The organism is Clostridioides sp. ZZV14-6150 (genome assembly GCF_020657875.1).
Classification (GTDB): domain Bacteria; phylum Bacillota; class Clostridia; order Peptostreptococcales; family Peptostreptococcaceae; genus Clostridioides.
This window is the reverse complement of record NZ_JAGWDA010000017.1, coordinates 46,530-59,206: the sequence shown is the minus strand read 5'-3', so window position 1 is coordinate 59,206 and position 12,677 is coordinate 46,530. Positions and strand designations below refer to the sequence as shown.

Genomic DNA, 12,677 nt, shown 5'->3' with positions numbered 1-12,677 from the left:
CAAGAAAATTTAGAGAATTTATTATAAAATATGGGGGTACATATGAAATGCAGTGGTTAGAGGGATTACAACAATCTATTGATTATATTGAAGACAATATTTTAGAAAAGTTAGATTATGAATATTTAGCAAGATAACATTAAAAATATCTTTAGATGGAGGAAATACTTTAGATTACAAAATTGTCGATAAGAGAGAATTTTCAGTAATTGCTTTAAAGAAACAATTTTCTAAAGATGAAGATGTATTTAGAAAACAAATACCAAGGTTTTGGCAAGACTTGTTTAATAGTAGTTTGTATAGAGAGCTAATTTCTTATGTGAAAGAAAACACTGTTACAAAAGGTGGTATTTTGGGAATAGATGAAATGGCAGTTTCACAAAACAAACAATTATTTAATTATTATGCAGCTGTTGAGACAGATGAAAAACCTAAAAATGATAAATTTACCTTATTTACAATACCTTCTCATAAATGGGCTATTTTCAAGTGTACAGGTGCCATGCCAAATTCTATTCAAAATCTATGGGTAAAAAAATAGGAGGAGTTTATGAAAAAATGTAGAGTATCTGAGATAACAGCTTATTTTAATACAGACGTGGAAACAGTTTGGAATATAGTTACAGACAATCGTGATTATAAATGGAGAAGTGATATAAGTAAAATTGAAATATTAGATGACGGAAGTACTTTTATTGAGTACAATAAGGATGGAAACAGCACAAAATTTACTGTTACAGAAAAAACTAAAAATAAGTTTTATAAATTTGATATGGAAAATAAATTTTTCTATGGTAATTGGCAAGGCGAATTTTTTGAAGAGAATGGAAAAACTAAAATAGTGTTTATAGAAAATATATATGTTAAAAATCTTATTATAAAAGTTTTATCTTATTTCTTTATGAACTTAAAAAAAATACAAATACAATATGTTGAAGACTTAAAAAGAAAATTAAATGAGATGTAAAATATTTTATTGTGAAAGTTGCAATAATTATATAATTGACCTTGATGATAATATCTAAAGTTGCATTTAAAAAAGTTACTATTATGAGTGACTTTTTTTATGTAAACAAGAGTATATTCTAGTATATAACTAAGTTTTTATGGAATATATAGATGACTTTTGTATATTAATGTATTATTATTGATGTTAGATTTGTATTATAAATTAAATATAATAAAGAATGAAATTAAGATTTATACTCAGAAAAAATAAAATTGGAGGATTTATGAAAAATAAAATAATTATAGGTATTACTTTTTTGTCTGTATTACTAATGTCTGGATGTGCCTCAAAACAAACAACAGAAATAAATGTATTAGCAACTACCGATTTACATGGAAACCTACCTTATGAGTTAACTTCTTATATAAAAGAAGAACGAGAAAAAGATAAAAATATAACTCTAGTAGATGCGGGAGATTTCTTTGATAGTGGGCCAATAGGTTCACCTATGGAAAAATATTTTGATGATAGACGAACAGATATTGATAATAAAACCGAGAAGTATATAGAAACTCCTATTGCAAAAGAAATGAAAGAATTGGGATATGATTCTGTAGTTCTTGGAAATCACGAATTTGTATCTAACTCTAAATTTTATTTAGACAATATGATATCTGATTTTAATAAACAAGGTATTGATGTATTATCAGCTAATACTTATAAAAAAGATGGGAGTAGTTACACAAAGCCATATATAATAAAAAATATTAATACCCCTAAAGGTAATGTTAAATTAGGTATTTTAGGTCTTACAATAAAAGAAGTTGGAGAGAGTGTGGATTCTAAATCTTTGGAGTTAAAAGACCAAGGAGGTTATAATGGTGAGCTATATATGAATGATTTAGTAGATGATGCAAATAAATGGGTCGATGTAATGAAAAAAGATAAAGCAGATGTTATAGTTGCTGTAGTACATTCAGGTGAGAAACCTAAAAAACCTAAAAATCCAGGAAATAGAATACAAGAATTGGCTCGAAATGTTGATGGTATTGATGCAATAGTAGCTGGACATACACATGTTCAAATTAAACAACATGACTATAAAAATAATTTAGGAGAAAAAGTTATAGTTACACAACCAGGAAAACATGGAGAATGTGTTTCTAAAATTAACTTTAAACTAGAAAAAAATAATGATAAATGGAATGTTGTTGATAAATCTAGTGAGTTATCCACGTTTGAAAAAAATCAAGAAATGGATAGAGTTAGTGAATTTTTTGGAAGTATTTTCAGTCTAGATAGCAAAACTAAAGAAATTAGCTTAGGGAAATTGCTTCCTTTTAAATGGGATAAACTATATATATTTGAACCATATACACCTGTTGAAACAATATATAAAACTGTAGGATATAAATGGAGAAATATCATACCAGCAGATAGTGAGGATATAGTACAAATGGTATTTATGAGTAATAAAAAACCTATTTGTTATATATATGGTGACTCTAATAAGACAGGATTAAGTTTAAAGGTTGATAAGTCTGAATATAAAGATAGTATTATAACAGTTTTACCTAATGATAATTTTAAAGTTCAAAAAGATGAAAAAACTTTTAAAGTGAATCTTGAACATATCAAAACGGATATATAAATAACTCATAGAAATTCTATGTTTACATAAAATATTTAATCTTCTCTTACTACTTTTTGTAAGGATTCAATTAGAAATTTTATTATGATTGAATTTTTACAATGTACAGAAGATTTATTTTTAAATATATGTACATAAATGTTTGAAATTTTTATATAATTATATTGGAGAAATATTTTAATTTATAAATAAAAGGAAATGAATTAGTAAAAATTCATTTCCTTTTTCTATTTTAGATTTTAACTTTTGATAAATTTATATTTACACTATCGTCTACTTTCGTATAGTAAGAAAGATATTTTATAAGAAACTACTAAAATAATAAAACTAGCAATAAGCCCAAGAATAGAAAATATACCTTGGTTGTATATTATAAAATCTATTACAAATGATATTTTATCAATCAATGAGGTCATTAAAACTAATGTCAATACAATAATATATGGAATTAATGACCAAAATCTTGCTTTTAGGTATCCCATCTTAAAAAAGATAGGTATTTGAACTCCTATTATAGCAGAAAAAACTAAAAAAGAGGTACTTATTCCTAGTATAATTTATTGAATATCAATAGATTTACTTTTAAAAAATAATACGACTATTGAAAGTATAGTAATTATAAATACTGTTAATACAAAGTTAATTAAAATGAAAATATAGCGACCTAAAACTATATCTCTTAATTTAATTGAAAGAGTACCATATAGGCGACTTAAGTTGTTTTTTTCTTCTATGGCAAAAACGTTAGAAATCATAAGGGCAACAAACCAAGAACAAGTAATATAAAGTGTTAATGTTGATGAGCCCATATATGAAAAAAGCATTATAACAGGTAACAAAACTAAATTCATATTAAAATAAGATTTCATTGTAAAAATATCTAGTTTAGTAAATTTAATTGAATCGGTCATCTTACTACACCTCTCTTGCTAACTTTTATAACTATATCATCAATAGTAGCAGTATCTATGATACAGTTATTATATTTAATAGTATCATTTGTATGAATTAATCCATCAAATCCAATATCTGTTTCACGTAGGCCAATAATATCTTTTTTAAGTGTTTCTGTTAAATCTTTTGGTCTTCCTTTAATTAATCTAAATTTTTCTAATAAATCTTGCAAACTTCCAGTATAAAATAATTCTCCATTATTTATAAAAGTAATATAATCAGCAACTTTTTCCAAATCAGTAGTAATATGTGTAGAAAATAACACACTTCTATCTCCATCTTTTATGTAGTCCTGTAGAATTTCCAAAAGTTCATCACGAGTTACTGCATCAAGTCCACTTGTTGGTTCATCAAGTATAAGCAACTTAGCATTATGAGAAAATGCACATGATAACATAAGTTTCATTTGCATACCTCTAGATAATTCACTTATTTTTTTATTTAGAGGTAAATTAAATCTGGTTATCATACTTTTAAAAATATCGTGATTCCAGTCTTTATAAAAGATAGATATAGCTTTTTCAGTATCTCTTATTGTCCAATTATCTGCATAAAATATATTATCAAATACAACACCAATATTCTGTTTAATAAGATTTTCATTTTTAACATTGTCCATATCAAAAACTAAAATCTCTCCTTCATCTTTTTCTAACATATTTAGAATTAATTGTATAGTTGTTGTTTTACCTGCACCATTTGGGCCAATTAATCCCATTATATATCCCATTGGTAAGGTAAAATTTATATTTTTTAGATTAAAATCATTAAAGTTTTTACTAACACCATTTAGTTCCAAATAATTATTCACCTTTTTCCACCTCCAATAATAATCTCAAAAGACTTATAATTTCTTTATCTGTCATAGACGCTCTTTGTGCTGCTTGTATTGCATTATTAAGATTTGATTCTACTTCTTGTATTAACTGTTCACGAATAAGTTCAGAACTACTTGACATAACAAAAAATCCCTTGCCTTGACGGCTCATAATAAAACCTTCTTGCTCAAGTTCATTATATGCTCTAGTAGTAGTCAAAACGCTAATCTTTAAATCTCTTGCTAGTTGTCTAAGTGAAGGTAGAATTTCATTTTCTTTTAATTCTCCTGAAAGAATTTGTTTTTTTATCTGTTCTTTAATTTGTTCATAAATGGGTAAGTTAGAACCATTTGAAATAATTATATTCAAAAAAACACCTCTTTAACTGTATATTTTCATACAAGTACAGTATAAACAGTTGGATGTTTTTTGTCAATATAAAAAATTACAATACACATTTACAATAATAATCTATATGTATGTACTTATTTTGAAAAGTTTTTAAATTAAAGTGTGTAAGCTGAAAATAAAGTATGTAAGCAAAAATATTATCAATATACATTTTAAGCTTAGTTTATATTTATTTAGCTAGACATTATACTTTAACAGATATTAAAAGTATAAGTTATCTAATTAAATTATATACTTTTTACTGTTTATAACAGAATCCTTTATATTCAATGCTAGTAGGGTGGGGACATAAGTATAATGTATGATATTATATACTAAAGATGAATTTTAACATATAACTTTGATATAATAAGCATATGTAAATGTTTAATATTTAATTAAAGAAAATTATCATATAAAAATAAATTTGTAAGGAGTAATACAGTATGAAAAAACAATATGTGTTTATAATACTAGCAAGTACTATTTTAGGTATGCTTGTTGGAACCATATTTAGAGATTATAGCAATGAAGAAACAGTTTATACAAGTAAGGATAAGTCAATAAGAAAAGAAATAAGAATAACAAGAAAATCTATAAAAGAACTGGCAAAAGAGAAAGATAAATTAGATAAAGAAATTAATTCGATGAAGAAAAATCAAAAGAATTCTAATGAAATCTCTAAAATAGAAAGTCTTAGGGAGAGTCTTTCATATTCAGATGTAAACGGTAGCGGAATAGTATTAAGTATAGATGCCATAGATGAAAAAACAGGAAACATTGCCAATAGCATAGACTACAATAAAATCTTAGTAAAAGTCATAAATGAATTAAAAGCAAATGGAGGAAAATACATAGAAATAAATGGTCAAAGAATTAATCAGTACTCAGAAGTTGTACTTGCAGGTAGCCATATAAATATAAATGGAGTTCCAGTAGCACAACCCTATGAAATAAAATGTATTGGTGATAAAGATAAACTATCTAGTTACATAGACAAAGGTAGTAAATATTTAGATAGTGTACAAAGTACTTATCCAATGAAAGTTAGTATAAAAGCTGAAGAAAATATCTCTATGAAAAAACTGAAAATACCTAATAAATTAAAGTATATAAAGGGTGATTAAGATTATATTAGAGGAAAGCAGTTTACCAATGTTAATACCAGAAAAACTTGCAAAAAAGTATAATGTATTTCCAGTAGAATTTCAAGATGACAATCTAGTAGTAGAAATAGAAGATGAAGATATATATGCACTGCAAGACTTGAGATTAGCAACGGGGAAAGAAATTATATTAAAAAAAGAAAGAAGAGAACTTATAAGTGAGAAGATAGAAAAATATTACAATAACTTTGAACTTGATGAAAATTATGCAAAAAGATTATTTGAAAATCTTCTAGAAAAAGCTATAAAAGAGAACGCAAGTGATATACATATAGAACCATTTAAAGAACATTTGATAGTTAGAATGAGAGTTGATGGAGAGTTAAAAGAAATATCAAAGTTTTTAATAGATGTTTATCCAGCATTAGCTACAGTTGTTAAATTAAAGGCTTCAATGGACATAACAGAAAAAAGGCTTCCTCAAGATGGAAGAGTAGACATAAAGCTAGATGATAGCTTAATTGACATTAGGGTTTCATCAATCCCAACTGTATATGGTGAAAAAATTGTTTTGAGAATACTTAATAGAGATACTTTTTTAAAAGATAAATCAGAACTTGGATTTTCAGAAGAAGCGATAAACTCTATAAATCGTATAATAAGTAAAAGAGCTGGAATATTATTAGTGACAGGACCTACAGGGAGCGGAAAGACTACTACAGTATATTCCTTACTAAATGATTTAAAGGGTATAAATAAAAATATAATGACTATAGAAAATCCAGTAGAATACAAGATGGATGGAATAAGTCAGATACAAGTAAATTCAAAAGTAGGGTTGAGTTTTGATGTAGGTCTTAGAGCTATATTAAGACAAGACCCAGATATAATAATGGTTGGAGAAATAAGAGATGCAGAAACAGCTAAGATAGCAGTAAGAGCCGCTATAACAGGACATTTAGTTATAAGCACTTTGCATACTAATGATGCAGTATCTGCTATAGCTAGACTATTGGAAATGCAAATTCCACCATACCTTTTAAATGCATCTCTTATAGGTGTGATATCTCAAAAGTTGGTTAGAAAAGTTTGTAATCATTGTAGCCATGAGATTATGATAAAAGATGATTTTAGTGGAGATGTAAATACTAAAGTAGCTGTAGGATGTGAGAGATGTAATGATAAAGGTTATTTTGGGAGAACAGCAATTTATGAAATTCTAGAAATTAATGATGATATAAAAACATGTATAAGGGATATGAAGGATTCTAGTATTGTTAAAGAAGTAGCACGAAAAAATGGAATGATAACATTTGAAGATAGCTGTAAAAGGCTAATAAATGAAAAAATAACAACATTAGAAGAATGTTTAGTGGTAAATGAAATAATTTAGTTAAACAGTGTAACCAAATTTCATACAATCGATTTTAATTAAAAGTCTCGATTGTAAATTGTATCTAGATAAAATAAAATTAACATATTAAATTAGAAAATATCGAGCCTATTTAATTATAATTAATATAATTTGGAAGGAATTATAATACATGAAAGTATCTAAAAGTATATTTTATAATTTAGACAAGATTCATTTAGTATTAAACAAGATTAGTAATAAAGAGCTTAGAGTAATTTGCAAAGAGATAGGTATTTTACTAGAATCTGGATGTGAAATTACAAATATATTTCAAATTATTGAAGGACAATCTAGCAAAAAAGTAAAAAGTTTGTTTAATACAGTATCAAATCATATTCAAAATGGAAATTCTATAGCAGAATCATTTCACATCACAGGAACATTTTCTAAATTTTTTATAAGCATGATAAAAGCAGGGGAAACTAGTGGAAACTTAGATGTAATAATGAGCGATTTATCTAATTATTATGATAAAGAATATAAATTAAAAACAAAAATAATAACTATTTTAATCTATCCAATGATACTTATCATATTATCAATAATATCAATAATATTTATCTTTATATTTGTGATACCAAATTTTCAGGTGGTTTTTGCCAGTAATGGGATTGAACCACCTTTCATAACTAAGATTTTAATAGGAATTTCTATGATAGTTACAAATTATCTAGGTTATTTAATACTTAGTTTTATATTGATTTTAATAGGAACTATTTATTTTTTTATAATGAATAATAATCTAAAAAAATTAATTAATTCATTTAAATTCAAAATACCTTTTTTAAAAGGCATTAATCAATTAGTAGCTACAACCAGATTTTCAAGAGCGTTGTCTATTTTACTTAGTAGTGGCATACAAATAGTGGATGCAATAGACATGTCAGCAAGTGTCATAGATAATGAATTCATTTATGAGAGACTAGAGATTTCTAATAATTATATAAAAAAAGGAAATAGTATAGGTAAGTCTTTGAATCTAGCAAATATTTTTCCTAAGTTATTTGTTTCAATGGCAAATACAGGTGAAGAAAGTGGAAAGCTAGATAAGAGTCTAGATGTAATAAACAGATTTTATGAAAATGAATTAAATAATAAAATAGAGCAAATAATGAAATTTGTAGAGCCTGTAATAATTGTATTTATGGGATTGATTGTTGGAGTTTTTATTTTATCAATGGTTATTCCTATGTTTGATGCAATTACTAGTTTCTAATATAAAAATAAATTTTACTAAATAAAACTTTTAAAAAGGAGAGAAAATTTAATTGATAAATAAAAAACGAAAAGGGTTTACACTTGTTGAAATGATTGTAGTAGTAACAATTTTAGGGGTTATATCTAGTATAGCATTAGTTAAATATAGTAAAGTTCAAGAAAGTGCCAAGATGAATGCAGACTATACAAATGCAGCTAATATAGTAACTGCAGCTAGTATGGCTATTAATGATGATGAAAATATAGCAGAATCTCTAAGCGTAGAATCACTTAAAGAAAAAGGTTATTTAAATACTGTTCCAGTTCCTCAAAGTACATCAGGTAAGTTTGAACTTGTTATAAGTGATAATGGTACAGATATAAGTGTAAATGTAAATTCAAAACAATTTTATCCAAGATAATATTTGTTTTTATACGTTTTTAGTATCAAATTATAAAGATATTTTTAGTATTCAATTGTAAATGTAAATATATTAAGTTTAATTAAAAAATATACAAGTTATTATTACTTAAGAAGGAGATGGTTATAATTAAAAAATTTTTGACTTTAGAAATAAATGATGATTATATAAGGGCTGTATTTTTAAGAAAAAACTATAAAAAAATCTTTATCGATAAATCTAGTATAAAAGAAATTGGTTTTAATATTAAAAATGACAGTGATGAGATTGAAAAAACTAGTTATGTAGAAAACGTAGTTAAATTAGTAAAAGATGATATAAATAACCTAAAAAAATCATACAAAAATTTGCACTTTAATATTCAGACTCAAGATATAGTTATTAGAAATATTGAGATATTGAATACTAAGAAAAAAAGAGATATATTAAACATGATAGAATTTGAGATAACCCAATATATTCCAATAAATATAAATAACTATTCAATAAAATATAAAATTATAAACTCTAGTAATGATAAGTTAAATATACAAGTAATTCTTTTTCCTAAAAATATTATACAAGTAATTAAAATCATTTCAGAAAATCTAAATATGAACCCAAAAGCTATAAACATAAATTTTGATATACTACAAAAACTTATAAGTTTAAATCTAATAGATAATTTTATAGAAGATGGAGTATTTATAGAATGTAAAAGGAATCAATTTATTATAAACATAACAAAAAACAAAAAAATAGAAGAAACATATCTATTATCAAAAGAAATAAAATCATATGACTCAGTAAAAAAATTAATAAGTAGATTTAAATATATTTACTATTATGGCATAGAAAATTGTTTTATAGATGAGTATCTTAAAGACACAGAAAAAATTGCTGAAGTAAATCCATTGAAATTAAAAAATAAAGTAAGGGTGGAAAATAATTTTGATAAGGATTTAAGAGATACTAGTATAATTTATATAAGTAGTATAGGGATGATTATTTAAATGAAAGCTTATAAAACAATAAATTTTTTAAATGGATTTAAAGAAACTAAGCAATATAATAAAATCTATAAAATAACGATAATCTTAATTTTAACATGTGTTTCATTAAAAATGTTTATGTATATGAAATCTATAAATGAATTAGAAAATTATATAAGTCACAATAAACCCATAAATGAATCGAAATATACTGTACCAAAGCTGGAAAAAACAAAAGAAAAGTTTTCTAGAATAAAGCTTGATGAAATAAAAAAAATATATAAAATAGTTGGAACAGATAACATTACTAAAATATCTATAGATAAAAATAAAATGGAGATGGAAGGCGTGTGTGATAATCTAGATATTTTAGATGATTTAAGAAAAATAAATTACATAAAATATTACTACATAGACAGCATTATAAGAGATGGAGAATGTTATAAATTTAGAATAAAAAGTTAGACAGGTGATTAATTTTGAAATTAAATAAGAGAGAAAAAAATCTGATAAAAATATTGCTAATATTAATTATTGTATTAGTAGTTAATGTAATGTCCAGACCTCTAGAAGAGAACCTAACTAATTTGAAGAAAGAAAAACAAAATATAGTGAATGAAATAAAACGACAAGATAATTATAAAATGAAGGATAAAAAGCATAAAGATAATAGATATGTAAAAAATGTTGAATTAGATAGCAATACAGAATTAAAAAATAATTTTAATAATTCATTTTTAGATAAAAAAACAAATAAAGATATAGTATTATTAGTAGAAAATGAATTGAGAGATATTGTAAGTGTGGAATATATCAATCAAGAAAGTAGCTTAGACAACTACAATAAAAAACAAACTAATTTAGAAGTAAAAGTTAATGGGGAACTTGAAAATGTGTTGAAACTTGAAGGTGTAATGAAGAACTTAAAGTTACATAATAAAATTGAAAAAATAGAAATTAATAAATTAAAAACAAGTAATCTTGAGGTCAAAAATCTTTCAAATGAATATAAACAAGAAAAAAGCAATCTTGTAGAATGTAAAATGACAATTAGAGTCACATAACAAAAAAGAATAGATAAAGTAAAAAACTATTATCAATTCATAAAACTTTATAGAAGAATTAGTTTTACGATAATCCATTTCTGTAAGAGGGATTGTTAGTGATTTTATCGAAATCCTAATTAAAGTGAATATATTGTACCAAAATATAAGTAAATTTGAGATAATATTTGCTTATACTATAGATTGATTGATAAAAAAATGGTATAATAACAAATTGTACTTTAATTTAATAATAAGGGAGTGGAAGTCATATTGTTAGGGAGAAATGAGCTATGCCCTTGTGGAAGTGGCAAAAAATACAAGAAATGTTGTTTAAATAAAGATATTGTTTCAGAAAGAGCAAGCAGAAAAACTGAACTTTCACAAAAGCAATATACAGATTTATATTCAAAATTATATGATTATTCAAGACATGATAGATTCAAAGATGAATGTGAAAAAGCTAAAGAAATGTTTTATATAATGCAAAATGATAATGTAAATGAAAAGTTTGAAAGATTTTTTAATACGTATTTAATACAAGACCACATAATGGAAAATAAAAAGGTCATGACGGTTGGATTTCTTGAAGAGAATGGTGCAAACCTAAGTCAATCAGAAATTGCAATATTAAAAAGTTTGTTTGAATCCTATGTAAGCATTTACGAAGTAAAAGAAATTTCTACAGGAAAAATAGTTTTAAGAGATTGTTTAAGTGGGAAAGAACTTTACACAGAAGATGTAAAACTTCTAAGAAGCTTTAAAATCGGAAGCTGTATGATAGCTAGAATAATTGATGTTGAAGGAACTAATATATTAATAGATGTAACTATAAGTATATCAAATGAAGTTAAAGATATAATTTTAAATGATGTTATGAATTTATTCAATCAATATGAAGACTTATATAAAGATATGAAGACGTTCTTAATTTATCATACACATGTATTATATAAATATATACAACAGCTTTTAGACCCAAGTATAGCTGAATATTTAAAAAGAGAAAGAGATAGGAATAATAATAAAAAAGTTAATTCAGAAGGTGAATTAGCTGAAGTAGAATGTAAGGTTTTAGATACTCTTAAAGAAAATGTGGAAAAAGAAAATATAGATGCATGTATAGAGTTCTGGAATGAATATAAGAAAAGTCATGAAAATATAAAAGGAGCTGAAAGTGGTTGGGCAGCTGCGGTCGAATACTATGTTAAGAAAGAAGCAGGACAAGCTATAACTCAAGTACAAATATCAAAAAAATATGATATAAGCTCTAGTACATTAGGAAAAAGATACAAAGATTTAAAAATATCTTAATTAATTATAAAAAGCTTTAAGTCATAGATAAAGAATCTATAGTATAATATATGTATAATGTGTAGAAAGAGGTATTAATAATGAGTCTTAGTTTAGGAAATGCAATTGCTGTATCAACAAACTTTATAAAATCTAACCCAGCAGTACCTGTATACGACGGAGAAGAAATATATGCAGTTATTTATCATATAGAAATAGGATATAATAATGGTGTATCACCTGATACTAAACAATATATAATAATAGACTATAAAGAGTTCGATTTACCTATGGATAGAAAAAATGAACTAATAGAAGTTGCTAAAGAGTACTGCAAATCTAAAGATATTGTAGAAAATGAAAATCTTGAAATAAATCTTTTGGATAATGAAGAAGCAGAAAACTTCTTAGAAAAAGTATTTAATAACATGAAAGTTATAAGAGGTCTTATAACTAAAAGAGGATAAGT

General features: G+C 24.8%; 16 protein-coding genes. 12 read left to right on the top strand and 4 right to left on the bottom strand.

Annotation, left to right across the window (positions count from 1 at the left end; translation table 11 throughout):
* Positions 1-121: 121 nt before the first annotated feature.
* The 3 genes from KGF41_RS17290 (at position 122) to KGF41_RS17280 (ending at position 2,600) form a co-directional block, all read left to right on the top strand.
* A complete protein-coding gene (locus KGF41_RS17290) occupies positions 122-541 on the top strand; it encodes a GyrI-like domain-containing protein (protein ID WP_413906978.1) in 420 nt (139 codons plus the stop codon).
* A 9-nt stretch (positions 542-550) separates the two neighbouring features.
* Positions 551-967, top strand: coding sequence for a hypothetical protein (locus KGF41_RS17285; protein WP_227854842.1), 417 nt, complete (start codon positions 551-553; stop codon positions 965-967).
* A 265-nt stretch (positions 968-1,232) separates the two neighbouring features.
* Entirely contained in the window at positions 1,233-2,600 is a 1,368-nt protein-coding gene (locus tag KGF41_RS17280; RefSeq protein ID WP_227828280.1) for a bifunctional metallophosphatase/5'-nucleotidase, read from the top strand.
* Between the two features lie 266 nt (positions 2,601-2,866).
* On the opposite strand, the gene KGF41_RS17275 is transcribed toward KGF41_RS17280, so the two are convergent.
* The 4 genes from KGF41_RS17275 to KGF41_RS17260 form a co-directional block, all read right to left on the bottom strand.
* Positions 2,867-3,082 carry a hypothetical protein gene (locus KGF41_RS17275; protein WP_227857014.1) on the bottom strand — a complete coding sequence of 72 codons (216 nt, stop codon included), beginning with the start codon at positions 3,080-3,082 and terminating at the stop codon, positions 2,867-2,869.
* 75 nt (positions 3,083-3,157) lie between these two features.
* Positions 3,158-3,511: an ABC-2 transporter permease gene (locus KGF41_RS17270; protein WP_227854843.1), complete on the bottom strand. Its 354-nt coding sequence runs from the start codon at positions 3,509-3,511 to the stop codon at positions 3,158-3,160.
* The gene (locus tag KGF41_RS17265; RefSeq protein WP_227828282.1) at positions 3,508-4,365 is read right to left on the bottom strand and encodes an ABC transporter ATP-binding protein; all 858 of its coding nucleotides are present in this window, start codon (positions 4,363-4,365) and stop codon (positions 3,508-3,510) included. The genes KGF41_RS17270 and KGF41_RS17265 overlap by 4 nt, the downstream gene beginning before the upstream one ends.
* Positions 4,358-4,741 (bottom strand): GntR family transcriptional regulator, encoded by a 384-nt coding sequence (locus tag KGF41_RS17260; protein ID WP_227850578.1) that lies wholly within the window; start codon positions 4,739-4,741, stop codon positions 4,358-4,360. The genes KGF41_RS17265 and KGF41_RS17260 overlap by 8 nt, the downstream gene beginning before the upstream one ends.
* 467 nt (positions 4,742-5,208) lie before the next feature.
* Here KGF41_RS17260 and KGF41_RS17255 point away from each other — a divergent pair, with 467 nt between their 5' ends.
* From KGF41_RS17255 to KGF41_RS17215, 9 genes are all read left to right on the top strand, one after another.
* A complete protein-coding gene (locus tag KGF41_RS17255) occupies positions 5,209-5,889 on the top strand; it encodes a DUF881 domain-containing protein (protein WP_227828284.1) in 681 nt (226 codons plus the stop codon).
* Positions 5,882-7,261 (top strand): GspE/PulE family protein, encoded by a 1,380-nt coding sequence (locus tag KGF41_RS17250; RefSeq protein WP_227828285.1) that lies wholly within the window; start codon positions 5,882-5,884, stop codon positions 7,259-7,261. Before KGF41_RS17255 ends, KGF41_RS17250 begins: the two co-directional genes overlap by 8 nt.
* A gap of 151 nt (positions 7,262-7,412) precedes the next feature.
* Complete coding sequence (locus tag KGF41_RS17245; protein ID WP_227828286.1) at positions 7,413-8,498, top strand: type II secretion system F family protein; 1,086 nt, start codon at positions 7,413-7,415, stop codon at positions 8,496-8,498.
* Between the two features lie 52 nt (positions 8,499-8,550).
* Positions 8,551-8,901, top strand: coding sequence for a prepilin-type N-terminal cleavage/methylation domain-containing protein (locus KGF41_RS17240; RefSeq protein WP_227857013.1), 351 nt, complete (start codon positions 8,551-8,553; stop codon positions 8,899-8,901).
* A 140-nt stretch (positions 8,902-9,041) separates the two neighbouring features.
* Positions 9,042-9,893 carry a pilus assembly protein PilM gene (locus KGF41_RS17235; RefSeq protein ID WP_227828288.1) on the top strand — a complete coding sequence of 284 codons (852 nt, stop codon included), beginning with the start codon at positions 9,042-9,044 and terminating at the stop codon, positions 9,891-9,893.
* On the top strand, positions 9,894-10,337 hold the full coding sequence (locus KGF41_RS17230) for a hypothetical protein (RefSeq protein WP_227828289.1): 444 nt from the start codon (positions 9,894-9,896) through the stop codon (positions 10,335-10,337).
* Between the two features lie 14 nt (positions 10,338-10,351).
* Positions 10,352-10,936 carry a hypothetical protein gene (locus KGF41_RS17225; protein ID WP_227828290.1) on the top strand — a complete coding sequence of 195 codons (585 nt, stop codon included), beginning with the start codon at positions 10,352-10,354 and terminating at the stop codon, positions 10,934-10,936.
* A 252-nt stretch (positions 10,937-11,188) separates the two neighbouring features.
* Positions 11,189-12,229, top strand: coding sequence for a YecA family protein (locus tag KGF41_RS17220; protein ID WP_227840313.1), 1,041 nt, complete (start codon positions 11,189-11,191; stop codon positions 12,227-12,229).
* 80 nt (positions 12,230-12,309) lie between these two features.
* Positions 12,310-12,675 carry a hypothetical protein gene (locus tag KGF41_RS17215; protein WP_227828292.1) on the top strand — a complete coding sequence of 122 codons (366 nt, stop codon included), beginning with the start codon at positions 12,310-12,312 and terminating at the stop codon, positions 12,673-12,675.
* Positions 12,676-12,677 lie beyond the last annotated feature (2 nt).

Coding starts and splice junctions, on each gene's coding strand:
- KGF41_RS17285 (WP_227854842.1), top strand. CDS start 551: ATGAAAAAATGTAGAGTATCTGAGATAACAGCTTATTTTAATACAGAC.
- KGF41_RS17280 (WP_227828280.1), top strand. CDS start 1,233: ATGAAAAATAAAATAATTATAGGTATTACTTTTTTGTCTGTATTACTA.
- KGF41_RS17275 (WP_227857014.1), bottom strand. CDS start 3,082: ATGGGATACCTAAAAGCAAGATTTTGGTCATTAATTCCATATATTATT.
- KGF41_RS17270 (WP_227854843.1), bottom strand. CDS start 3,511: ATGACCGATTCAATTAAATTTACTAAACTAGATATTTTTACAATGAAA.
- KGF41_RS17255 (WP_227828284.1), top strand. CDS start 5,209: ATGAAAAAACAATATGTGTTTATAATACTAGCAAGTACTATTTTAGGT.
- KGF41_RS17245 (WP_227828286.1), top strand. CDS start 7,413: ATGAAAGTATCTAAAAGTATATTTTATAATTTAGACAAGATTCATTTA.
- KGF41_RS17230 (WP_227828289.1), top strand. CDS start 9,894: ATGAAAGCTTATAAAACAATAAATTTTTTAAATGGATTTAAAGAAACT.
- KGF41_RS17215 (WP_227828292.1), top strand. CDS start 12,310: ATGAGTCTTAGTTTAGGAAATGCAATTGCTGTATCAACAAACTTTATA.